This window comes from Streptomyces lienomycini (genome assembly GCF_027947595.1).
GTDB lineage: Bacteria > Actinomycetota > Actinomycetes > Streptomycetales > Streptomycetaceae > Streptomyces > Streptomyces lienomycini.
This window is the reverse complement of the sequence record NZ_CP116257.1, coordinates 1,043,629-1,066,824: the sequence shown is the minus strand read 5'-3', so window position 1 is coordinate 1,066,824 and position 23,196 is coordinate 1,043,629. Positions and strand designations below refer to the sequence as shown.

At 72.0% G+C, this 23,196-nt stretch carries 21 protein-coding genes; 7 read left to right on the top strand and 14 right to left on the bottom strand.

Annotation, left to right across the window (positions count from 1 at the left end):
• The 4 genes from BJ961_RS05100 to BJ961_RS05085 all read right to left on the bottom strand — a co-directional run bounded on the left by BJ961_RS05100 (position 1) and on the right by BJ961_RS05085 (position 3,442).
• A complete protein-coding gene (locus BJ961_RS05100) occupies positions 1-426 on the bottom strand; it encodes a TadE/TadG family type IV pilus assembly protein (protein WP_381157750.1) in 426 nt (141 codons plus the stop codon).
• Positions 423-1,715 carry an AAA family ATPase gene (locus tag BJ961_RS05095; protein WP_271320110.1) on the bottom strand — a complete coding sequence of 431 codons (1,293 nt, stop codon included), beginning with the start codon at positions 1,713-1,715 and terminating at the stop codon, positions 423-425. Before BJ961_RS05095 ends, BJ961_RS05100 begins: the two co-directional genes overlap by 4 nt.
• A gap of 7 nt (positions 1,716-1,722) precedes the next feature.
• A complete protein-coding gene (gene cpaB, locus BJ961_RS05090; protein WP_271320109.1) occupies positions 1,723-2,430 on the bottom strand; it encodes a Flp pilus assembly protein CpaB in 708 nt (235 codons plus the stop codon).
• Between the two features lie 88 nt (positions 2,431-2,518).
• The gene (locus BJ961_RS05085; protein WP_271320108.1) at positions 2,519-3,442 is read right to left on the bottom strand and encodes a hypothetical protein; all 924 of its coding nucleotides are present in this window, start codon (positions 3,440-3,442) and stop codon (positions 2,519-2,521) included.
• Between the two features lie 308 nt (positions 3,443-3,750).
• On the opposite strand from BJ961_RS05085, the gene BJ961_RS05080 reads away from it, so the two are divergent.
• The gene (locus tag BJ961_RS05080) at positions 3,751-5,463 is read left to right on the top strand and encodes a chitinase (RefSeq protein WP_381157754.1); all 1,713 of its coding nucleotides are present in this window, start codon (positions 3,751-3,753) and stop codon (positions 5,461-5,463) included.
• A 104-nt stretch (positions 5,464-5,567) separates the two neighbouring features.
• Here BJ961_RS05080 and BJ961_RS05075 read toward each other — a convergent pair whose 3' ends face one another.
• A complete protein-coding gene (locus BJ961_RS05075) occupies positions 5,568-6,602 on the bottom strand; it encodes a hypothetical protein (RefSeq protein ID WP_271320106.1) in 1,035 nt (344 codons plus the stop codon).
• Positions 6,603-6,822: 220 nt separating this feature from the next.
• Between BJ961_RS05075 and BJ961_RS05070 the strand changes: the two genes are divergently transcribed.
• A complete protein-coding gene (locus tag BJ961_RS05070) occupies positions 6,823-7,332 on the top strand; it encodes a SigE family RNA polymerase sigma factor (protein ID WP_271320105.1) in 510 nt (169 codons plus the stop codon).
• A gap of 109 nt (positions 7,333-7,441) precedes the next feature.
• The gene (locus BJ961_RS05065) at positions 7,442-8,716 is read left to right on the top strand and encodes a hypothetical protein (RefSeq protein WP_271320104.1); all 1,275 of its coding nucleotides are present in this window, start codon (positions 7,442-7,444) and stop codon (positions 8,714-8,716) included.
• Positions 8,717-8,731: 15 nt separating this feature from the next.
• Here BJ961_RS05065 and BJ961_RS05060 read toward each other — a convergent pair whose 3' ends face one another.
• From BJ961_RS05060 to BJ961_RS05035, 6 genes are all read right to left on the bottom strand, one after another.
• Entirely contained in the window at positions 8,732-10,054 is a 1,323-nt protein-coding gene (locus BJ961_RS05060) for an Nramp family divalent metal transporter (protein WP_271320103.1), read from the bottom strand.
• 67 nt (positions 10,055-10,121) lie between these two features.
• Entirely contained in the window at positions 10,122-10,832 is a 711-nt protein-coding gene (locus tag BJ961_RS05055) for a hypothetical protein (protein WP_271320102.1), read from the bottom strand.
• Between the two features lie 76 nt (positions 10,833-10,908).
• The gene (locus tag BJ961_RS05050; RefSeq protein ID WP_271320101.1) at positions 10,909-12,390 is read right to left on the bottom strand and encodes a GntP family permease; all 1,482 of its coding nucleotides are present in this window, start codon (positions 12,388-12,390) and stop codon (positions 10,909-10,911) included.
• 122 nt (positions 12,391-12,512) lie between these two features.
• On the bottom strand, positions 12,513-12,923 hold the full coding sequence (locus BJ961_RS05045; RefSeq protein WP_271320100.1) for a RidA family protein: 411 nt from the start codon (positions 12,921-12,923) through the stop codon (positions 12,513-12,515).
• On the bottom strand, positions 12,920-13,684 hold the full coding sequence (locus BJ961_RS05040) for an IclR family transcriptional regulator (protein WP_271320099.1): 765 nt from the start codon (positions 13,682-13,684) through the stop codon (positions 12,920-12,922). The genes BJ961_RS05045 and BJ961_RS05040 overlap by 4 nt, the downstream gene beginning before the upstream one ends.
• On the bottom strand, positions 13,681-14,727 hold the full coding sequence (locus BJ961_RS05035; protein WP_271320098.1) for a sugar kinase: 1,047 nt from the start codon (positions 14,725-14,727) through the stop codon (positions 13,681-13,683). Before BJ961_RS05035 ends, BJ961_RS05040 begins: the two co-directional genes overlap by 4 nt.
• 136 nt (positions 14,728-14,863) lie before the next feature.
• Here BJ961_RS05035 and BJ961_RS05030 point away from each other — a divergent pair, with 136 nt between their 5' ends.
• Together BJ961_RS05030 and BJ961_RS05025 are read left to right on the top strand one after the other, a co-directional pair.
• A complete protein-coding gene (locus BJ961_RS05030; RefSeq protein WP_271320097.1) occupies positions 14,864-16,153 on the top strand; it encodes an alanine racemase in 1,290 nt (429 codons plus the stop codon).
• Positions 16,154-16,178: 25 nt separating this feature from the next.
• Entirely contained in the window at positions 16,179-17,789 is a 1,611-nt protein-coding gene (locus BJ961_RS05025; RefSeq protein ID WP_271320096.1) for an N-acyl-D-amino-acid deacylase family protein, read from the top strand.
• Between the two features lie 67 nt (positions 17,790-17,856).
• On the opposite strand, the gene BJ961_RS05020 is transcribed toward BJ961_RS05025, so the two are convergent.
• Positions 17,857-18,687, bottom strand: coding sequence for a S1 family peptidase (locus BJ961_RS05020; protein ID WP_271320095.1), 831 nt, complete (start codon positions 18,685-18,687; stop codon positions 17,857-17,859).
• A 233-nt stretch (positions 18,688-18,920) separates the two neighbouring features.
• Between BJ961_RS05020 and BJ961_RS05015 the strand changes: the two genes are divergently transcribed.
• Together BJ961_RS05015 and BJ961_RS05010 are read left to right on the top strand one after the other, a co-directional pair.
• Complete coding sequence (locus BJ961_RS05015) at positions 18,921-20,132, top strand: pyridoxal phosphate-dependent aminotransferase (RefSeq protein ID WP_271320094.1); 1,212 nt, start codon at positions 18,921-18,923, stop codon at positions 20,130-20,132.
• A 100-nt stretch (positions 20,133-20,232) separates the two neighbouring features.
• Entirely contained in the window at positions 20,233-20,655 is a 423-nt protein-coding gene (locus BJ961_RS05010) for an SCO4983 family protein (protein WP_271320093.1), read from the top strand.
• Positions 20,656-20,755: 100 nt separating this feature from the next.
• Here BJ961_RS05010 and BJ961_RS05005 read toward each other — a convergent pair whose 3' ends face one another.
• Both BJ961_RS05005 and BJ961_RS05000 read right to left on the bottom strand, forming a co-directional pair.
• The gene (locus tag BJ961_RS05005; protein ID WP_271320092.1) at positions 20,756-20,941 is read right to left on the bottom strand and encodes a hypothetical protein; all 186 of its coding nucleotides are present in this window, start codon (positions 20,939-20,941) and stop codon (positions 20,756-20,758) included.
• A 306-nt stretch (positions 20,942-21,247) separates the two neighbouring features.
• Positions 21,248-23,110 (bottom strand): phosphoenolpyruvate carboxykinase (GTP), encoded by a 1,863-nt coding sequence (locus BJ961_RS05000; RefSeq protein ID WP_271320091.1) that lies wholly within the window; start codon positions 23,108-23,110, stop codon positions 21,248-21,250.
• Between the last annotated feature and the right edge of the window lie 86 nt (positions 23,111-23,196).

Sequence of the window (23,196 nt, the reverse complement as noted above, 5' to 3'; positions counted from 1 at the left end):
TCAGTCGTCCTCCTCTTCCACGGCCCCCGCGTGGCCGTGCACGGTGAACGGGAAGCTGACGGTGCCCGGGAAGAGGAGGGGGACGTCGATGCGCACGTCGGCGGTGACGTAGCCGCCCGCGGTGCCGCAGTCCACCCGGGCACCTCCCTCCCACGCGCCCGGCAGCTTGTCCAGGCCCGCGTCCTGGCAGGCCCCCTGCCGTGCCCCGCGACCGGCGGCCGTCGCCGCCCGTACCGCCTCGTCCGCAGCATTCCCCGCGAGGGTGTACGTGTATCCCACGAGTACGAGCTGCCACAGCACCACCAGCGTCGCGATGATCACCGGCGTCATGCCGAGGAACTCGATGGTGACCTGGCCGCTCTGCCCGTCCCGGCCTCGCAGCCGGGACCGGCCGGGTAACCCGCTCGTCCCGCGCCGTCCGTTCACCCCGCACCGTCCTTCCGCCGCCGGAAGCCGGCCGCGCCCCGGTCGCCCCGGTCGCCCCGGTCACCGCGGAAGCGGCCGTGACCGCGGCCGTGGCCGTGGCCCTTCCGGCCGCCCTCGGGGGCGCCGGCCAGGCCGAGTTCGCCCGCGAGGGCCCACAGGGCCTGCTTCACCGTGCTCCTGGCGTCCAGTTCGTGGACGCGGCCCGCGTCGACGGCGCCCTGGAGTTCCTTGAAGGCCGCGGGGACGGTGGTGGCGGCGATGGCCGTGCCGGTGATCCGCTGGATCAGCGCGGGCTGGATCTCCGTACCGCGCGTGTGCCGGTTGACGACGACGGTCGTCTCCTCCGCCTTGCGGATCTGCAGCCGGTCCCACATCCGCACCGCGCGCTTGGCGCCCCGTACGGCGACCACGTCGGGGGTGGTGACCAGCAGCGCCGTGTCGGCCGTCTCCACGGCGGCCGCGCCGGCCCCGCCGAGCTGGGCGCCGCAGTCGATGACGACGACCTCGTAGCGGGAGCGCAGGGCGCCGACGATCTGGCGGGCGGCGCGGTCGGTGACCTCCTCGCCGCGTTCGCCGTCGCCGGGGGCGAGCAGCAGGGCGAGGCCGCTGTCGTGGCGGAAGACGGCGTCGGCCAGGACGCGCGGGGAGAGGTCGGTGATGGCGGCGAGGTCGGCCACCGAGCGGCGGAACTGGACGTCGAGGTAGGAGGCGACGTCACCGGTCTGGAGGTCCATGTCGAGCAGTGCGGTGGACCGGCCGGACGCCTGGGCGGCCAGGGCGAGTTGGACGGCGGTCAGGGTGGTGCCCACGCCGCCCTTGGCGCCGCTGACGGAGACGACGGTGCCGCCGGTGCCGGTGAACACGTCGACGGCGCTGCCGAGGTGCCGGCGTACGCCGGCCGACCACTGGGCCACCGCCTGGACGCGGCTGGCGAGTTCCTCGTAGCCGAGCGGGAGGGCGACCAGGCCGCGGGCGCCGTAGTCCATGGCGGCCTGGAAGAGGCCGGGGCCGGGGTCGGAGGTGATGAGGACGACGCCGACGGCCGGGAAGCGGAGGGCGACCTCGCGGATCAGTTCCAGGGCCGGGACCGGGCCGATGCGCTCGTGGACGATCACGACCTCGGGCAGTTCGTCGACGGACTCGGCGGCGAGGCGGGCGAGGGTGTCGACGAGCTGGGTGGAGTCGGCGACGGGGGCGACCGGTTCGGCGTCCGGGAGCTGGCTGAGCAGCGTCGTGAGGGACCGTACGGCGTCCGGGTCGCCGACTGCCGGGAGGATCCTCGTGGCCATACGGTTCTCACTTGTCCTTCGCGAGTTCGTACGTCCGGTCCTTGTCCGGGACCGTGGAGTCACCGCCGGGCGCCACCAGCGCGAGCCTGACGCGCCGGGCGAACGACTCGGCGTAGGTGATGCGCTGGGCGTCGATGGTGGACAGGGCGAAGGTGATGGGGACGGCGTCGGTGGGCTCGCGGTCGCGGCTGTTCTCGTCGGGCTCCAGCGAGGTGAGTTCGCCGACGTCGATGACCCTGGCGTTGGTCACGATGATCCTGGACTGGTCGGGGTCGCCCTCGCGCTGTCCCTCGAAGGTGGCGTACACGTTGACGGCGGAGCCCGGGGTGATCTTCCCGGCGACACCGGTCGCCGCGTCGATCATGATGGCGACCTCCTGCTGCCCCGGCCGCAGGGCGGGGGCGTCGACGATCATGTCGCTCTGGAGCAGCGAGCCCGCCTTCAGCCTGGTCACGGCTATCTTCCCGCGCACCTGGGAGAGGTCGGTGACGGCGTTCTCGGACAGCCAGCGCTCGGGCATACCGATCTTCTCGAACTGCCCCGCGCCCAGCTCCGTGTAGGGCTCGATGTCGGACTTCAGCCGGTACGCGGTGACCTCGGGGCCGACCTCGGACTTCACGTCGTTGATGACGGACAGCACGCCGGCGAACGCGCCGAGGGCGCAGAGGACCGACAGGATCAGCAGGATGACGCCGCGGCGCTGACGGGAATTCATGGGCCGTGCAACCTCATTGGGGGAATCGGTCGGACCGGATCGACCGGTCGAGTCGGCTGTCGGGCGGACGGGGCGGGGCGGTACGGACCTACCCAGTCAGGGCTCGTCTCTCACGGCGCGGGCCCAGGGCGGGTTCGCGGCGGTGGCCGAGGGCGCGGTCGGAGCCGTCCTCGTACACCGGCGGGGTGGCGGAGCAGAAGACGCAGCGGTCGCCGATGACGTCGATGCCGCACCAGTGGCAGGTGCTCTGCCGCACCGACGCGACCAGTTGGTAGAGGACCGAGAGGTCGGGGAGGTAGGCGCAGAACTCGGTCAGCCGCCCGGTCCCCCACCAGCCGGGCGACTCGGCGGGCAGGGCCGTCTCGCGCAGTCCCTGCACGCGCCAGGAGGGGGCGAGGGTGCCGGTGACCCAGTCGGAGGGGAGCTGCCCCTTGGCGACCAGCAGCCAGGTTCCGAACTCGGGTCCCTCCAGGGCGGCTCCGGGGCCGACCCGCACCAGTTGCGGCACGGGGTGCGCCACGACGCCGAACTGGCTGCCGGGCACCCAGGACCTGGCGTGCGCCTTCAGGCCCACGGGGACGTGGTCGAGGCGGGCGACGGAGCCGAGCAGGGCGCCGGCGTGGAGGTAGTGGGTGAGCAGCCGTCCGGCGGAGGCGAGGACGCCGGGGCTGAGATCGCAGGAGGCGAGCTGGCGCAACTGGCGGGCCAGGACGGCGATGCCGAGCGGCGGGAGGGGCGGGCGGAACAGGGCGACGCGGTCGGTCTCCAGGAGGGCGCGGACGGTGTGCAGCCGTCGTTCCACGCTCGGCGGGACGGCCCGGGAGCACACCACGATCACGTGTCCGTGCTGGTCGACCAGGGTCTGGACCTCGGCCAGCACCTGTTCCAGGGGGCGTCGGTCGACGTCCTGGAGCACGGCCGCGGGCAGCGTCCGTTCGTCCTGCGGCGGCAGCGCCAGATCGGCACTGGTCACGGCAATGGCAGTTGGCACGCGCGGCTCCCCGTCTCCCATGCCCGTCGGTCCGCCGGCGCTACTCCGGCACACCCGGATGACTTCACTGCGTGACTACCTGAGCACTGTATCCACGCGTCTGTGACCGGAGAACAGCGTTTCTGTAGCTCTGGAACAACTTGCGTTGCACAAGGTGCGTCAAACCGGGGCAGGTTGAACATTCGCCGGGGCGCCGGCGCCCCGACCGTGCGGTCGACGGCCCCCGCACCCCCTCTTCCTATTGGTCCGTACCTACCTCTTGACACCCTCAATTGGTCTGGACCACCTTGTACGTCAGTTTCCCTCCCACTCCCCCACCGGAGGCTTCGATGGAGCGCGTGCACAGACGGTTCGGCAGACGGACGAAGTTCTGGGCGGGAGCAGTCACCGCCGCCCTCGCCCTCTCGGTCACGGCCGTCGGCCAGGCATCGGCCGCGGACGTGAACAACGCGAGGAACGCCGGTTTCGAAGCCGGCCTCAGCGACTGGACGTGCTCCGCGAACAGCGGTACGACCGTCTCCTCCCCCGCCCACGGCGGCTCGGCCGCGCTCAAAGCGACGCCCGCCGGGCAGGACAACGCCCGCTGCGCCCAGGCGGTGAAGGTCAAGCCGAACTCGACGTACACGCTGAGCGCCTGGGTGCAGGGCGGGTACGCCTACCTGGGCGTCACGGGCACCGGCACCACCGACGTGTCGACGTGGACCCCGGACTCGGCCGCGTGGAAGCAGCTGACGACGACGTTCACCACCGGCTCCTCGACGACGTCGGTCTCGGTGTACACCCACGGCTGGTACGGGCAGTCGGCCTACTACGTCGACGACCTGTCCGTCTTCGGCCCCGACGGTGGCGGCGGCAGCGGCGACCCCGACCCGACGGTCCCCTCGGCACCCGCCGGTCTGAGCGTCTCCGGTACGACGCCGAACTCCGCCTCGCTCGCCTGGAACACGGTCTCGGGCGCCACCGGCTACCACATCTACCGCGACGGTACGAAGGTGACGGCGGTGACCGGCACCTCGGCGACGGTGACCGGCCTGGCGGCCTCGACCTCGTACTCCTTCCAGGTCACGGCGGTGAACACGGCCGGTGAGTCGGCGAAGTCGGCGGCGGTCACGGCCCGCACCACGGCGCCGGACGACGGCGGCGGCAACGGCGGCGACCTGCCCAAGCACGCGGTGACCGGCTACTGGCAGAACTTCAACAACGGGGCGACGGTCCAGAAGATCTCCGACGTGCCGGCCGCGTACGACATCATCGCGGTGGCCTTCGCCGACGCGACCACGACGCCGGGCGCCGTGACGTTCAACCTCGACTCGGCCGGGCTCGGCGGCTACACGGTCGACCAGTTCAAGGCGGACGTGCGGGCCAAGCAGGCCGCGGGCAAGAAGGTCATCATCTCGGTGGGCGGCGAGAAGGGCACCGTCTCGGTGAACAGCGCCTCCTCCGCGACGAACTTCGCCAACTCCGTCTACTCGGTCATGCAGGAGTACGGCTTCGACGGCGTCGACATCGACCTGGAGAACGGCCTCAACCCGACGTACATGACCCAGGCCCTGCACGCCCTGTCGGCGAAGGCCGGCCCGGACATGATCCTGACGATGGCCCCGCAGACCATCGACATGCAGTCGACGCAGGGCGGCTACTTCCAGACCGCGCTGAACGTGAAGGACATCCTCACCGTCGTCAACATGCAGTACTACAACAGCGGCACGATGCTGGGCTGCGACGGCAAGGTGTACGCCCAGGGCACGGTCGACTTCCTCACCGCCCTGGCCTGCATCCAGCTGGAGGGCGGCCTCGCCCCGTCCCAGGTCGGCCTGGGACTGCCGGCCTCCACCCGTGCGGCGGGCGGCGGCTACGTCTCCCCGTCGGTGGTCAACGCCGCTCTGGACTGCCTCACCAAGGCGACCAACTGCGGCTCCTTCAAGCCGTCGAAGACGTACCCCGGCCTGCGGGGCGCGATGACCTGGTCCACCAACTGGGACGCGACGGCCGGCAACGGCTGGTCCAGCGCCGTGGGAGCCCACGTGCACGCGCTGCCGTAGCCGCGGCCTCCGGCCGGGCCCGACCCGGTCCGGCCCGGTCCCGGTACGGCGGTCCGTGCGGCCGTCCTTCCCACCGCGAGGCGGGGAGGGCGGCCGCACGGGGTTCAGTCGCCGCGGCCCAGGGTCTCGCTCGGCAGGAACCTCTGACGTGCCCACAGGCTCAGCAGCGCCGCCCCGCCCACCAGCAGCGGCACCGGATCGTGGGCGGCGGGGGACAGCACGTGTCCCAGCGCCATGACCGTGCAGACCGTCAGGGGGACGAACGCCGCCGCCCCCTCCATGCCCCACCGCAGCGTCGGCCGGGCGATGCCCAGGACGCTCGCCCCGCCGGGCAGCCACGGTCCGGCGGCGATCACCAGCAGCCCGGCGGTCCCGCAGCCGTCGACCAGCCGGCCGGACAGCGCCCCGGGGCCGTCCGGACCGGCGACCGTCCACAGGCTCAGGGTGTCGCCGACCAGCACGAGGGACAGCCCGAGGATCCCCGCCCACACCGTGGCCCTCAGGTCGCTGCGCACGAGGGGGCGCAGGGCCAGCAAGAAGCTGAGGAACACCAGTTCCGCGGTCCACAGGACACCGGTCATGCCCGCTCCCGGCTGCCAGCCGTCACCGGTCCCCCGCAGCAGCACCCAGCCGGTCATGAACAGGGCCCCGGCCGTGACGATCCCGTCGAGCACACGCCGCAGCACCACGGGCCGGCCGGTGCCGGCGTCGGCCGCGACCACCAGCCCGGCCGTCCCGAGACCGACCGTCAGCGTCATTCCGGCGAGCACCACCGAGCCCAGCAGCGACCGTTCGTCCGGCCCCGGATCCGCCGGGTGGGCCGACAGCAGCTCGGCCACCGCCCGGTACACGCCCCCGGCCACCGCCGACCCGCCCAGCAGCAGCAGACGCGTCCGTACCCGGCCGCCCGCCCACCGCGCCCGGAGCAGCAGCGAGACCGCCAGCCCGCAGCAGGCGACGGACGGTCCGAGGGCCTCCGTCCGCGCCGCCGCGCTCCCGGCCGCCCACGGCCCGCAGAGAGCCAGCGCCGTACCCACGACACAGGCCGCGCCCACCGCGCCCCAGGCCCACGCCCCGGCCCGGCGGGAGCGGCCCGCCCGGTCCCCGAGCACGTCCGGCGACTTCCCCAACCCCGACATCAGGAGCGCCTTTCACCGGTCCCCCGCCCGCGAGGACTTCACCTGCCCCGGGGCTCCGTTCCGCCGACCGTAGGAGACCGGCCGCCCGCGCCGAAACCGAACAAGGTCCTCATTCACCCGTACCGCGTAAGGAACCCGGTGTGAAACATTTCCCGGGGTCCACCGCATCAATGAGGTGAAGGCGGTACACGACGGCGGTGACTACGGGGGGAACAGGCAGATGAGGCAGGGGCGGGCGGACGAGTACGCCGAGTTCGCGGCGGCGCGGGCCGGGCACCTGTACCGGTCCGCGTGTCTGCTCACCGCGGGGGACACGCATCTGGCCGAGGATCTCGTGCAGGAGACCTTCGGCCGGCTCTACGTGCGGTGGGGGCGGATGTCCCGGGTCGGGAACCCGGCGGCGTACGCGCAGACCGTGCTCACCCGGGCCTTCCTCGCCCACCAGCGGCGGCGCAGCAGCGGCGAGCGGGCCACGGACGTGTTCCCCGACCTGCCGGGCACCGGTGACGGAGACGCGTCGTTGCGGCTGACGCTGCTGGACGCGCTCGCGCGGCTGCCCGCCAAGGACCGGGCCGTCGTCGTCCTGCGGTACTGGGACGACCGGTCGGTCGAGCAGACCGCCGACGTGCTGAACGTCAGCTCGGCCGCCGTCCGGACGCGCTGTACGCGGGCGCTCGGCAAGCTGCGCGCACTGCTGGGCGAGGACCTGTCGGAGTACGCCAGACCCTGACGCACGTCGCACGTCGCACACGCACTGGGGCTCCCCCGGCTCTGCTCTCACAGCTCTACAGCTCTCACAGCTCTCACAGCTCTCACCATGCGGAAAGGGTGGTTTCGCCATGTCCGGAAACCAGGATCAGGACCCGTTCGAGGAGCGGCTCACCGCCGCACTGCACGACACCGGCGGTGTGTTCCGGGCCGACCGGGCGGCGCTCGTCGCCGGGGGGACGTCCCGCGGGCGGCGGGCGCGGACGCGGCGTCGGGCCGGTGTGCTCGGCGGGGTGGCCGGGGTCGCCCTGGTCGGGGTGGGCGGGGCACTGCTCCTGCCGTCGGACGAGCCGGGCACCGGGCGTCCCACCGCCGCCTCCGCCGCCACCGCGAGCCCCTCCGCCCCGGGCGGCCCGTCCGCCGCGCCGCCCGTCTCCGGCGGCACCATCCTGAAGACCCTGGAGAGCCTGCTTCCCGGGGGCTCGTTCAGTGAGCGGGACGCCCGGGGGTCGGACGACAAGATGGGCCCGTACGCGCACGTCGTGTACGACGACGGGGAGGGTGCCGCCGCGATCGACATCGGATTCGACCGGATCGAGCCCGGCAACACGCGCACCCGTGACCTGACCCAGTGCCCGGACAAGACCTTCGTCCCGTACGACGACTGCGCCACCACCAGGCTGCCCGACGGCTCCCTGCTCAGGCTGCTCCAAGGCTACGAGTATCCCGACCGGCGCGTCGACACCAAGCTGTGGTCCGCCGACCTCGTCACGGCCGACGGGCAGCACGTCACCGTGAGCGAGTGGAACGCCCCCGCCCAGAAGGGCGCGGCGACGACACGGGAGGACCCCCCGCTGTCGACGCAGGAGTTGAAGGCGCTCGTCACGGCCGACGCGTGGCGTGCGGTGGTGGACGGCGTGCCCGCCGCCCCCGAACCCTCCACGTCCGCCTCGCCGGGTGACGGGCGGCCCCCGGCCTCCTCGGGCAAGGACATCACCAAGACGCTCCTCGGACTGCTCCCCGAGAAGCTGAACGTGGTCGGGAAGCGCGGCCAGGAGACCGAGTTCGCCTACGTCGTCGTCGACGACGGCCGCGGCGCGAGCCTCGTCCAGATCAACGTGCAGCACGGTATGGGGGACGTCGCGGGCCAGCTGTACGCCACCGGCGAGACCCTTCCCGACGGCACCCGCCTCGCCACCCGGCAGGGCAACGGGGACGACCGGGTCCCGGGCGTCGTGATGTGGACGGTCGACACCATGCGGCCCGGCTCCGACGGCTTCCGCGTGGTGATCAGCGCCTTCAACAACGGCGCCATGCAGGGCGAGCCGACCCGCGAGACTCCGGCCCTGACCATGGAGCAGTTGCGGGAGATCGCGCTCAGCGAGGAGTGGGAGGAGCTGCGCTAGCGCCCCGGCGGCCGGCTAGAAGAACTCCGACCACGGCTGGTCCCAGACCTGCTTCACGCACAGCACCAGGAACAGCAGGCCGGCGACGGTCAGCATGCCGTTGCTGAGGCCGCCGTTGCGCCACTCGCGGGGGGTGCGGGAGGAGTTGAGCAGCCACATGAGGGTCAGGGCGAGGAAGGGCATGAAGGCGGCGCCCAGGACGCCGTAGATGATGATCAGGCGGAAGGGCTCGTCCTGGAAGAGCAGGACGATCGGCGGGAAGGTGAGCCACAGGAGGTAGGCGCGGAAGGCCCAGGAGCGTTCGCGGCGGCCCGAGGCCAGTTCGTCGCCCCGTGCCTCCCGTTCGCCGCGCCGCCGGGCCAGGAAGTCGGCGAACATCAGGCTCACGCCGTGCCAGACGCCGATCAGCGAGGTGAACGAGGTGGCGAAGAAGCCGATCAGGAAGAGCTTCCCGGTCGCCGTGCCGTACTGGTCCTCCAGGACGTCGCCGAGCTGGATCAGGCCCTTGTCGCCGCTCGCGATCGCGATGCCCGCCGAGTGGAGCAGCTCGGCGCCGACGAAGAGCATCGCGACGACGAAGATGCCGGTGGTGGCGTAGGCGACCCGGTTGTCCAGGCGCATGACCTTCATCCAGCCGGTGTCGGTCCAGCCCTTGGCGTTGACCCAGTAGCCGTACGCGGCCAGCGTGATGGTGCCGCCCACGCCGCCGATCAGGCCCAGGGTGTTGAGCACCGAGTCCTTCTCGTCCGGGATGACCGGGAGGAGACCGGCGAAGGCGTCGCCCAGGTTGGGCGTGACCCGGATCGCCAGGTACACGGTGACCACGAACATGACGCCCACCAGGACCGTCATGACCTTCTCGAAGACGTTGTACTTGTTGAACCAGACGAAGACCAGGCCCACCAGACCGCACGCGATGCCCCACCATTCGAGGCCCATCACGTCGGGGAAGAGGGCCTGGAGGGGGAGGGCGCTGGACGACATCGCCGCGGCGCCGTAGACGAAGCCCCAGATCACGGCGTAGATCGCGAAGAACCACGTGGTCCAGGGGCCGATGCTCGCCCAGCCGTCGAACAGCGTGCGGCCGGTGGCCAGGTGCCACCGGCCGCACGCCTCGGCGAGGGAGATCTTGACGAGGCAGCCGATGACCGCCGCCCACAGCAGGGTGTAGCCGAAGTTGCTGCCCGCGATGAGCGTGGCCACGAGGTCGCCGGCGCCCACGCCGGTCGCCGCGACGACGATGCCGGGGCCGATGTGGCGCCAACTGGACTTACGGGGGGCCGAGTCGGCCCCACCCGGTACGCCTACGTCTCTGGTGTTGCCGGTGGTGTCCGCCATGGGGGTCAAGAAATCCCATGGCCGCCGGTCGGACAAGAGGGCGTGCGCGGATCTTCACTCGATGCGCTTACTCCTCGCGGTCCCCTCCGGACTCCGCCCCGGCCTCCGTGCGGGGCTTCGCGTCGGACTTCGCGCTGTCCTTCGCGCCGGGCTCCGCCTCGTCCTTCGCGTCGGACTTCGCGTCGGGCTCCCCCTCGTCCTTCGCGTCGGGCTCCGCCTCGTCCCTCGCGTCGGGCTTCGCGTCGGGCTCCGCCTCGCCGTCCTCGAAGTACGCGTCCAGGACCTTGTCCAGGGCGGACTCCCACTCCGGGAAGACGCTCCGGGACGTCGCCTCGATCTCGATCGGGTACCAGCGGCGGTCCGGCGTGTGCACCGTCACCGTGAACCGTTTGCCGAAGCGGCCGGTCTCCGTCTCCACCGCCCCGACCTCGTCCCAGCGGAACTCGCACCCCTGGTCGTCGAGGGTGAGCCGTACGCCCTTGTGGTCGGCGACGATCCTGGCGCGGCGGTCGGCGGCCTCGAAGACGGGACCGTCCGCGGGGGCCTCCTCGTCCGGTTCCTGGTCGGCGTCGGCGTCGGCTTCCGCTGCCGCGGCGTCGTCGGCAGGCGGTTCGCCCACGGCGTCGGCCTCCGCGTCGGCCTCCGCGTCCGCCTCGGTCGTGCCGCGTCTCACGTCGTCCGGCTCACCGGAGACGGGCGCGGTGAGCCCGGGGATGAATGCCGGGTCGAATCCGGCGCCTTCCAGGGGCTGGCTGGTCGATCCTCTGCGCTGCTCCACGCGGGCAGTATGGTCGACGATCCTGTGTCGGACACAGCCAGCCCCGACTTCGTTATCAGACGCCTACACGAGCCGCCTACACGAACAGGCTCACCACCGCCGCCACCACGAACCCGGCGACCGACAGGACGCTCTCCAGCACGGTCCACGTCTTGAGCGTGTCCCGCTCGCTGATGCCGAAGTACTTGGCGACCATCCAGAAGCCGCCGTCGTTGACGTGCGAGGCGAAGATGGAGCCCGCCGAGATCGCCATGATGACCAGGGCGACGAACGCCTGCGAGTGGTCGCCCTCGGCGAGCAGCGGCGCCACGATGCCCGCCGTCGTCACGATGGCCACCGTCGCCGAGCCCTGCGCGACCCGCAGCACCACGGAGATCAGGTAGGCGAGGACGATCACCGGCAGGCCGACGTCGTTGAAGGTGTCGGACAGGGCCTGGGCGACGCCGCTGGCCTTGAGGACGGCGCCGAAGACACCGCCCGCGCCGACCACCAGCAGGATGTTGCCGACCGGCTTCAGCGAGGCCGTGGAGACGGTCTCCAGGGACTTGCGGGACCAGCCGCGCCGGATGCCGAGGAGGTAGTAGGCGAGGAGCAGGGCGATGGTCAGGGCGACGAACGGGTTGCCGAAGAACTCGATCACCGAGCGGAGGGTGGACGGGTCCAGGGCGATGGAGGAGAAGGTCGCGGCGAGGATCAGGATCAGCGGGGTGCCGATGATGCCGAGGACGGTGCCGAGCGCGACCGGGGTCTCGGTCGGCGCGACGCCCGCCTTGCTCTGCTCCTCGATGACGGCCTGCTTGGCCTCCTCGGACGCCTCGACCATGTCCTGCGGCACGGGCACGAAGATGCGGCGGCCGATCCAGGCGGAGAACACCCAGGCGGCGAGGACGGCGGGGATGCCGCAGACGATGCCCATGAGGATGATCCAGCCGAGCTTGACGTTCAGCAGCCCGGCGGCGGCCACCGGGCCGGGGTGCGGCGGCAGGAAGGCGTGGGTCATGGAGAGACCGGCCAGCAGCGGCAGGCAGTAGAGCAGGATCGACTTGCCGGAGCGCTTGGCGGCGGCGTAGACGATGGGCGCGAGGACGAAGATGCCCACGTCGAAGAAGACCGGGATGCCGAAGATCAGGCCGGTGAGGCCCATGGCGAGCGGGGCGCGCTTCTCCCCGAAGAGGCCGAGGAGACGTGAGGCCAGTACCTGTGCGCCGCCGCTGACTTCGAGGATCGCGCCGAGCATGGTGCCCAGGCCGATGATGATGGCGACGTGGCCGAGGATGCCGCCCATGCCGGACTCGATGGTGGAGACGGCGTCGGACTTCTGGACGGTGCCGAAGAGTTCGGTGACCGAGAGGCCGGCGAGCAGGCCGACGGCTATGGAGACGGCGAGCAGCGCGACGAAGGGCTGCAGCCGCACCTTGATGATGAGGAAGAGCAGGAGCGCGATGCCGATCGCGGCGACGGTCAGCAGACCCGCCGTGCCGTCGATCAGGGTGAGCAGACCGCCGGTGTGGGGTGGGGCCTCGGAGGCGGCGGCAAGAGGGAGGGACGAGTGGGACATACGGGGGTCCTCTGGATAAGTACATGGAGCTTTCGGGCAGGGAGGAGCACGGCACGGCGCCCCGTGGGTGCGGGGACGCCGTGCCGATCACAGACAGTCAGACAGGCGGGGCGGAGGGACGGTCAGCCGAGGACGGCGAGCGCGTCGATCTCGATGAGGAGGCCGGCGGGCAGACCGACGTACACGGTCGTGCGGGCGGCGGGCGGCTGGGTGAGGCCCTGCTCCTCGAAGTAGGCGTTGTAGATCTGGTTCATCTCGGCGAAGTGGTCGACGTCCGTGAGGTAGACGCGGAGCATCATCACGTCGTCCCAGGAGGCGCCGCCCTCCTCCAGGATCGCCTTGACGTTGGCGAGGGTCTGGAGGGTCTGCTCGCGCAGGGTCGGGCCGGCCGGGGTCGGGGCCTTGCCCTCCTCGTGGGGCAGGAAGCCGACCTGGCCGGCGACCTGGAGGATGTTGCCCTTCTTCACGCCGTGGCTGAACTTCGCCGGGGGGACGGTGTGGGTCGCGGGGACGAGGGCGATCTTGTCGGTCATGCGGTGACTTCCTTGGCTGGGGTCCTGCCGGAGTACTCGCCGCTGATGGCGTCCGCCGTACGGCGCACCAGCGGGAGCAGGGTGAGGAGTTCGTCGGCGGTGACGACGACGTTCGGTGCGGAGACCGACATGGCGGCGACCACCCGGCCGTCCGCGCCCCTGATGGGTGCGGCGACGCAGTTGATGGACTCCTCGTGGCCACCGAGGTCGGTGGCCCAGCCCTGTTCGCGCACCTTGACGAGTTCCTTGAGGAACCCGTCGGCGTTCGGTGTCGAACGGGCCGTGTACATGGGGTAGTCGAGCTGCTCGGCCACGGTCCGGCGCTCGTTCTCGGGGAGGTCGGCCAGCAGCAGCTTGGCGACGGCCGCGACGGTGATGGCGACGGGCTTGCCGATCCGGGAGTACATGCGGACGGGGTAGCGGCTCTCGACCTTGTCGATGTAGAGGACCTCGTCCTCCTCGTGGACGGCGAGGTGGACGGTGTGTCCGACCTGCTCGTTGAGGCGTACGAGGTGGGGGTGGGCGATCTCGCGGACGTCGAGGTTCTCCATCGCCTCCTGGGCGAGGGAGATCAGCCGGGCGCCGAGGCGGTAGCGCTGGTCGGCCTGCCGGTAGACGAAGCCGTGGTCGTGGAGCGTGCGCAGCAGACGCAGGGCCGTGGACTTGTGGACGCCGAGGCGGTCGGCGACCCGGCCCAGGTCGGCGGGGCCCTCGGCGAGCAGCGGCAGGATGCTGAGCGCGCGGTCGACGGTCTGGCTCATGGTGTGCGTACCTCCTCGTCGGCCCCTCGGACGTCCTGTGTCCAGCCGGGGCCGAGTCGCAGTCTCCCCCACGCGGTGTCGTCGAGGGCGGCGAGGCGGTCGGCGTGGTCGCGGGCCGGGGGCGTGGCGAGGTCGCCGGGGACGGTGAGGGCGGCGGCGGCCATGAGGTGGCCGTGGCGCAGGCGGTCGCGGACGGGCAGCTCGCGCAGGGTGGCGGAGAGGAACCCGGCGGCGAAGGCGTCGCCCGCGCCGACGGCGGCGACGACGTCGACGGTGAGCGCGGGGACGGTGGTGACGTCGGAGCCGTGGAAGGCGGTGGCGCCGCCGGCGCCCTGCTTCACGACGAGCAGGTCGGGCTCGGGCAGGGCGGCGCGTACGGCGTCGGGGCCGCCCAGTCCCCAGGCCTCGTCCTCGCCGACGAAGACGAGGTCGGCGCCGCGGGCCAGTTCGAGGAGCACCTCGGAGCCGTGGCCGTGACCGGCGTCGCGCCACAGGCCGGGGCGGTGGTTGACGTCGAAGGAGACGAGGGGGCGGCCGGGGCGGCGGGCGGTCAGTTCGCGCATCAGGCCGAGGCAGTCGGCGGAGAGCGCGGGCGTGATGCCGGAGAGGTGCAGGACGCGGCCGGAGCGGATCGCGTCGAGGTCCATGGTGTCGACGGACATCGCGGACGCGGCCGAGCCCGCCCGGTAGTACGCCACCTCGTGGGCGTCGGTGGCCCGGTCGCCCGCGGTGCGGAAGTAGACGCCGGTCGGGCGGGCGGGGTCGCGGCGTACGGCGGAGACGTCGACGCCGTAGGCGCCGATCGCCTCGACGAGGTGGTCGCCGAAGCCGTCGGCGCCGACCCGGCCGACCCAGCGCACGGAGTGTCCGGCGGCGGCGAGCACGCAGGCCACGTTGGACTCGGCGCCGCCGATGGCCCTCTCGAAGGAGGGGACGTCGGCGAGGCGCCCGGGGCGGGAGGGGAGGAAGGTGACCATGGACTCGCCGAGCGCGACGACGTCCGCGACGTCGGGGGCGGTGCTGGTTCGTCCGGTGGCGGTCACGATGGTGGGGGCTCCTCGTCGCGTCTGGCGGGCGGCTGCTCCGTTGACCCCGCGTTCGCCGAGATGTTAGACAGCAGTAAGCGATATACGCAACGATCGTTGCAGGATTTGCAACGCATCAGATCAGGGAGGCTCCATGGCCCTCGACTCCGGTACCGAAGCCCTCGCCGAGCTGGCCGAGGAGCGCGTCGACCACCGTTTCAAGGGCCTTCCGCCGGACGCCGCCGGGCTGACCGTCGCCGAGCTGACCGCCCAGCGCCGCAACCTCTTCACCGGCGGTTTCGCCACCCCCGTGCTGGCCCTGTCGGCCGAGCGGCTGGAGCACAACCTGGGGCTCATGGAGACGTACGCCGCCCGGCACGGCCTCGCCTTCGCGCCGCACGGCAAGACCTCCATGGCCCCGCAGCTCTTCCACCGCCAGATCGAGCACGGCGCCTGGGGCATCACCCTCGCCGTGCCGCACCAGGTGTGGGTGGCGCGGGCCTTCGGCATCGGGCGGATCTTCCTCGCCAACGAGCTGGTCGACGCCGCCGCCCTGCGCAGGCTCGCCGCCGAACTTGACGCCGACCCGGACTTCCGCTTCGTCTGCTACGTCGACTCCGTGCGCGGCGTCGAGCTGATGGACGCGGCCCTGACCGCGGCGGGAGCCGCCCGCCCGGTGGACGTCGTGGTCGAGCTGGGCGCCGGTGAGGGGGCGCGGACCGGGGCGCGCACCGAGGCGGACTGCGCGGCGGTCGCCGACGCGGTGGCCCGCACCCGGACGCTGCGGCTCGCGGGCGTCGCCGGGTACGAGGGCGAGGTGCCGGACGCCGACCCGGAGCGCGTGCACGCGTGGCTGCGGCGGCTGGTCGCGCTGGCGGCCGACTTCGACGGGGCCGGGCGGTTCGAGGGCCTTGGGGAGATCGTGCTGAGCGCGGGCGGCAGCGCCTGGTTCGACGCGGTGGCCGACGTGTTCGCCGAGGTGCCGGAGCTGTCCCTGCCGGTGCTGAAGCTGCTGCGCTCCGGTGCCTACGTCTCCCACGACGACGGGCACTACCGGGAGGTGACCCCCTTCAACCGCGTCCCCGCCGAGGGCGCCCTGGAGCCCGCGTTCCGGCTGTGGACCCAGGTGGTCTCCCGCCCCTCCCCCGAGCAGGCCTTCGCCAACGCGGGCAAGCGCGACGCGGCGTACGACCTCGACCTGCCCTTCGCCCAAGCGGTCCGCCCGGCGGGCGGCGGCCCCGAGCGCCCGGCGACCGGCATCGCCGTGAGCGGCCTGTCCGACCAGCACGCCTGGCTGCGCACCGCCCCGGAGGCGGAGCTGGAGGTCGGGGACTGGGTGGGCCTGGGGCTTTCCCACCCGTGCACGTCCTTCGACAAGTGGCAGCTCATCCCGGTCGCCGAGGCGGACGGGACGGTCGTCGACTACATCCGCACGTTCTTCTGAGACAGCCGAGAAAAGGGAGCGGGACATGGAAGAGCTGGTCATCCGGGACGCCGACGTCGTGGACGGTTCCGGCACCGACTCCTACCGCGCCGACGTGGTGGTCGACGGCGGCCGGATCGTGTCGATCGTCAAGGAGGCGGCCGCCGCCGGCTGCCAGCGCCCGAAGGCGCGTCGCGAGCTGGACGCCGAGGGCCTGGTCCTCTCCCCCGGCTTCATCGACATGCACGCCCACAGCGACCTGGCGCTGCTGCGGGACCCCGACCACAGCGCCAAGGCCGCCCAGGGCGTCACCCTGGAGGTCATCGGCCAGGACGGGCTGTCGTACGCGCCGGTCGACGACCGCACCCTCGGCGAGGTGCGCCGCGCGATCGCGGGGTGGAACGGCCCCGGGGACGACGTGGACTTCGACTGGCGGTCGGTCGGCGAGTACCTGGACCGGCTCGACCGCGGCATCGCCGTGAACGCCGCGTACCTGATCCCGCAGGGCACGGTGCGCGCCCTCGCCGTCGGCTGGGACGACCGGGAGGCGACGCCCACCGAGCTGGAGCACATGCGGCGGCTGGTCGCCGAGGGCATGGAGCAGGGCGCGGTCGGCATGTCGTCGGGGCTGACGTACACGCCCGGCATGTACGCGAAGGACGCCGAGCTGACCGAACTGTGCCGGGTGGTCGCCGAGTACGGCGGCTACTACTGCCCGCACCACCGCTCGTACGGGGCCGGGGCCCTGAAGGCGTACGAGGAGATGGTGGAGCTGACCCGGGAGGCGGACTGCCCGCTGCACCTGGCCCACGCCACCATGAACTTCGGCGTGAACAAGGGCAAGGCGCCCGAGCTGCTGACGCTGCTCGACGAGGCGCTGGCCGGCGGCGCCGACATCACGCTCGACACCTACCCGTACACCCCCGGCTGCACCACCCTCGTGGCGATGCTGCCGAGCTGGGCGAGCGAGGGCGGCCCGGAGCAGATCATGAAGCGGCTCGCGGACGACGACACCGCCGAACGCATCCGCCACCACGTCGAGGAGATCGGCTCCGACGGCTGCCACGGCGTGCCCATGGAGTGGGACACGATCGAGATCTCCGGCACCGGCGACCCGGCGCTCGCCGAGTACGTCGGCCGTACGGTCCTGGAGTCGGCGCGGCTGCGCGGCGAGAGCCCGTGGACGACCGCCCGCCGCCTCCTGCTGGCCGACCGGCTGGCGCCGACCATCCTCCAGCACGTCGGCCACGAGGAGAACGTGCGCGCGATCATGCGGCACCGCGTCCACACCGGCGGCTCGGACGGCATCCTCCAGGGAGCCAAGCCCCACCCGCGCGCCTACGGCACCTTCCCGCACTACCTCGGGCACTACGTGCGCGAGCTGGGCGTGCTCCCGCTGGAGGAGTGCGTCGCCCACCTCACCTCGCGCCCGGCGGCCCGGCTGCGGCTGCCCGACCGGGGCCTGGTCCGCGAGGGGTACCGGGCCGACCTGGTCCTCTTCGACCCGGCGACGGTCGCGGCGGGCAGCACCTTCGAGGACCCGCGCGTCCTGCCGACGGGCGTCCCGTACGTGCTGGTCGACGGGCGGTTCGTGATGGAGGACGGGCGGCGCACGGACGTGCTGGCGGGGCGCTCGGTGCGCCGGGTCCCGCGCTGAGCCCGGGGCCGGGCCGGGCCCGTGGCCGGTCCGGCACCGCCCGCCGGGCCGGCCCGCCGCTCCGGCGCTACGGCTTGGGCAGGGCGCAGCCGCCGCGCGAGAGGTCGAGCTTGTTGTCGGGGCCGAAGCAGCCGGGGATGCCGTAGGTCTGCTGGGCGTAGTTGATGCCCTCGCGGACCGTCACGGTGCCGTTCTCGGAGACCTCGCAGGGGTTGTTGTCCGTGCAGCGTCCGCCGTCCTCGTTGCCCGTGTTGTTGACGGCGACGACCTCGCCGGTGGCGTTGTCGACGACGGGCGACCCGGAGGTGCCGCCGATGGTCCGGCAGGCGGAGGTGTAGCGGACCGAGTCCTTCCAGGTCCACTCCCCCTCCTTCAGGCGGTAGGCGAACCCGTCGACGTTGCAGGCGTAGGTGCGCTTCCAGTAGCCGGAGACGACGGTGATCGCGGTGCCGGCCGCGGGGCGGGTGTCGTCGAGGGTGAGCGCGTTGATCCCCCAGGAGCCGCGGATCTGGGCGTACGTGCTGGTGAGCTGGTAGAGCGAGACGTCCGTGTCGGTCATCGTCGCGTAGGCGATCCTGGAGGCCCGCAGGGTGGCGACGCGGGTGCCTGAAGCGTTGAGCAGCCCGAAGGTGCGGCTGGAGGGCTGGTTCACGACGACCTCGCCGGCCGCCGGGAAGCCCGTCTCCAGACAGTGGCCGTTGGACATGACCAGCGCCGGGTCGTCGTCCTCGGAGGCGGGCAGGCGGACGACCGAGCCGGAGCAGTTGCTGAGCGCGACGGTGCCGGCGAAGGACACGGCACGGGCGGCGGCGGGAGCCGCGGGTGACGCGGCCGCCGGTGCCACGCCGACCCCGGTGACGGCCAGGGTCGCGAGCGCGGCAAGGAGAGGCTTGTTCATGTGGGGGTCCCCTCTATGGAGGGCACCGGCCGGAGGTCGTCCGGACGGCGCCGTTTTGTCATGGGCATTCTCATGACGGAGAGGGGTGCGGACAAGGGCCGGTAACCGGCCGCCAGTTGGCGCGATCCCGCCCACCGGGCCCGGACGGAGACCGCGGGGACCCCCGGAGGCACGCGTCTCACGTGGTGGAGAACACGACCCATGGGTCGTAACCGGGTCGTAAGCTCACGGACATGCAGGTGATCCAGTCGACCAAGCTCGCCAACGTCTGTTACGAGATCCGGGGCCCGGTGCTCGAGGAGGCGATGCGGCTGGAAGCGGCCGGGCACCGCATCCTGAAGCTGAACACCGGCAACCCCGCCGCCTTCGGCTTCGAGTGCCCGCCGGAGATCCTGGAGGACATCCTCCGCAACGTCTCCACGGCACACGGCTACGGCGACGCGAAGGGCCTGCTGGCGGCACGCCGGGCGGTCGTCATGCACAACCAGACCCTGGGCATCGAGACGGACGTCGAGCACGTCTTCGTCGGCAACGGCGTCTCCGAGCTGATCGTCATGGCGATGCAGGGCCTGCTGGACGACGGCGACGAGGTCCTCGTCCCGGCCCCGGACTACCCCCTGTGGACGGCCGCCGTCTCACTGTCCGGCGGCACGGCGGTGCACTACCGGTGCGACGAGCAGTCCGACTGGATGCCCGACCTCGCGGACGTCGAGCGGAAGATCACCGACCGCACCAAGGCACTGGTGATCATCAACCCGAACAACCCGACGGGCGCGGTCTACGACGACGCGATGCTGCGCGGGCTGACGGACATCGCCCGCCGGCACAACCTGCTGGTCTGCTCCGACGAGATCTACGACAAGATCCTCTACGACGACGCCACGCACACCGCGACCGCCGCGATCGCCCCGGATCTGCTCACCCTCACCTTCAACGGCATGTCGAAGGCGTACCGGGTGGCCGGCTACCGGGTCGGCTGGATGTCGGTCTCCGGGCCGCGCGCGCACGCCGAGTCCTACATCGAGGGCCTGACGGTGCTGGCGAACATGCGGCTGTGCGCCAACATGCCGGGCCAGCACGGTGTGGTCGCGGCGCTCGGCGGGCGGCAGACCATCAACGAGCTGGTGCTGCCGGGCGGGCGGCTGCGCGAGCAGCGGGACGCCGCCCACGAGGCACTGACCAGCATCCCGGGCGTGACCTGCGTGAAGCCGAAGGGCGCGCTGTACCTCTTCCCGCGGCTCGACCCCAAGGTCTTCAAGATCAAGGACGACCGGCGGATGGTCCTGGACCTGCTGCGCCAGGAGAAGATCATGGTCGTCCAGGGCACCGGCTTCAACTGGCCCGAGCCGGACCACTTCCGGGTGGTGACCCTGCCCACGGCCGACGACCTGCGCGAGGCGGTGAGCCGGATCGGGAACTTCCTGGACGGCTACGGCCAGCCCTGACCTCACCGTCCGTGTACGCGGCACCCTTCTTTGTGAACGGCTCAACTTTAGACGGAATCTAAGCTAGGATGGCTTCCTGAGAGACTCTGGAGGCCGACCCATGTACGAACCGATCCGCGGCACGTCGGTCCACAGCACGACGAACCGCACCTCCTCGGACTTCCCTCACCGGTCCCGGGAGGAGGAGCTGGACATCCAGCTCGCGGGACACCTCGCGGCGCTGCTCGCCGTCACCGACGAGTTGCGGGCCCTCGCCCCCGCCGACGACCTGGACATTGCCGCCGACCGGCTCGCCGGGCAGGTGGCCCGGTTGCGTGCGGGACAGGCGCCCGCCCGTGTGCCGGTGACCGCCGCCCGCGCCGACGCCCGTCCGGCGGGCCTGCACCGGCGGGCGCACACCCTGGCGTCGCGGGCCCTGGTGGTGGCCGCCTCCCGTGCCGACACGGCCGTCGCGATCCTGACGGCCGAGCGGATGGACGCGCACTCGGCGGCCCTGGAACCGCGCGAACTCGCCTCCCGCTGAGCCCTCCGGGCTCCCCCGAACGGCCCCGGTCCGCGCGCACCCGCAGCGACGCGCGGACCGGGCGCCACGCACGTCCTCGTCCCCGCGGGTCGGCCGGAGATCAGCCGAAGATCACCACGAAGACGACGAACAGCACGACGATCGCGAGGATGATCGCCCACACCGGCCAGGTGCCGCGGCTGCCCGGATCCTCCGGACCACCACCGCGGGGACGGTCCTCGCGCAGCGCCGGGTCCGGGTCCTGCGGCCGGTCGCGCGAGTAGAAGTCGTCACCACCGTCTGCCATGGCGCATCCCTCCTTCTGCCGGCCTCCCGGGTACCCGCGTCGGGGAGAGCCGCACACCTCCTCCGCCCCCACACCGGCCCGCACCGCGTACCGGACACCGCGCGAGACGCCGAAGGGCCGGGTCCGCCGCACGCCGTTGTGCGGGGACCCGGCCCGAGAGCGGGGCTTCTCCGCGCTCCGGGGTACTGCGAGCTACTGGAGCGCGGGGAGGCCCCCTCGCGGCCGGCCTTCGTGACGACTTCGCGGGTCAGGGCTAGCCGGACCGGCCGCGGAGATGAGGGGTGCCAGGCGGGTGGCGGCAGGTGCTCAGCCCAGGCGCTCCACCAGGGCCCGGTACTGGTCCCACAGCTCGGCGGGCGTGTGGTCGCCGAAGGTGTTCAGGTGCTCGGGGACGAGCGCCGCCTCCTCGCGCCAGACCTCCTTGTCCACGCTGAGCAGGAACTCCAGGTCGGTGTCGGCCAGGTCGAGGCCGTCGGTGTCGAGGGACTCCGCGGTCGGCAGCACGCCGATCGGGGTCTCCACACCGTCCGCCGTGCCCTCCAGGCGCTCCACGATCCACTTCAGGACGCGGCCGTTCTCGCCGAAGCCGGGCCAGACGAACCGGCCGTCGTCGTCCTTGCGGAACCAGTTGACGTAGTAGATCTTCGGCAGCTTGGACTGGTCCCCCCTCTGCGAGGCGGACTTGCCCACGTCGACCCAGTGCCCCATGTAGTCGCCCATGTTGTAGCCGCAGAACGGCAGCATGGCGAACGGGTCGCGGCGCAGCTCGCCGACCTTGCCCTCGGCGGCGGCGGTCTTCTCGGAGGCCACGTTGGCGCCGAGGAAGACGCCGTGGTTCCAGTCGAAGGACTCGGTGACCAGCGGTACGGCGGTGGCGCGGCGCCCGCCGAAGAGGATCGCGGAGATCGGCACGCCCCGGGGGTCCTCCCACTCCGGCGCGATGATCGGGCACTGCGCGGCGGGCGTGGTGAAGCGGGCGTTGGGGTGCGCGGCCGGGGTGCCGGACTCGGGCGTCCAGTCGTTGCCCTTCCAGTCCGTCAGGTGGGCCGGGGTCTCCTCGGTCATGCCCTCCCACCACACGTCGCCGTCGTCGGTCAGGGCGACGTTGGTGAAGACCGAGTTGCCCCAGAGGGTCTTCATGGCGTTGGCGTTGGTGTGCTCACCGGTGCCGGGCGCGACGCCGAAGAAGCCCGCCTCGGGGTTGATGGCGTACAGGCGGCCGTCCTCGCCGAAGCGCATCCAGGCGATGTCGTCGCCGATGGTCTCCACGGTCCAGCCGGAGATCGTGGGCTCCAGCATGGCGAGGTTGGTCTTGCCGCAGGCCGAGGGGAAGGCGGCGGCGACGTACTTGGGCGTGCCGGTGGGCGGGGTGAGCTTGAGCACCAGCATGTGCTCGGCGAGCCAGCCCTCGTCGCGGGCCATGACGGAGGCGATGCGCAGGGCGTAGCACTTCTTGCCGAGCAGGGCGTTGCCGCCGTAGCCGGAGCCGTAGGACCAGATCTCGCGGTCCTCGGGGAAGTGCGAGATGTACTTGGTGCTGTTGCACGGCCACGGGACGTCGGCCTCGCCCTCGGCGAGCGGGGCGCCGACGGAGTGCACGGCCTTGACGAAGAAGCCCGTCTCGCCCAGCTCGTCCAGGACGGGCCGTCCCATGCGGGTCATGGTGCGCATCGAGGCGGCGACGTACGCGGAGTCGGTGATCTCGACGCCGAGCGCGGAGAGCGGGGAGCCGAGGGGGCCCATGCAGAAGGGCACGACGTACATGGTCCGGCCGCGCATGGAGCCGCGGAACAGGCCGCCTTCGCCGCCGGTGCCCCGGAAGCTGTTTTCTTCTCCGGTAAAGATGGCCCGCATCTCGGCGGGGTCCTTCCAGTGGTTGGTCGGGCCGGCGTCCTCCTCCTTGGCGGAGCAGATGAAGGTCCGGTCCTCGACGCGGGCGACGTCGGAGGGGTCGGAGGCCGCGTAGTAGGAGTTGGGGCGCTTGATCGGGTCGAGCTTGCGGAAGGTGCCCTTCTCGACGAGCTCCCCGCACAGGCGCTCGTACTCGGCCTCGGATCCGTCGCACCAGACCACGGAGTCCGGCTGGGTCAGTTCGGCGATCTCGTTCACCCACGAGATCAGTTCCTGATGGTTGGTGGGAACGGAGGGAGCCGCGTTGTCGCGCGCCACGATTGCTCCTAAATGAGGGGTTTTTTGTTGAGAGGCCCCGTGGGGGCTGCGACCCGGATGCGTGACGTTGACCTCGTGGGCGCTCA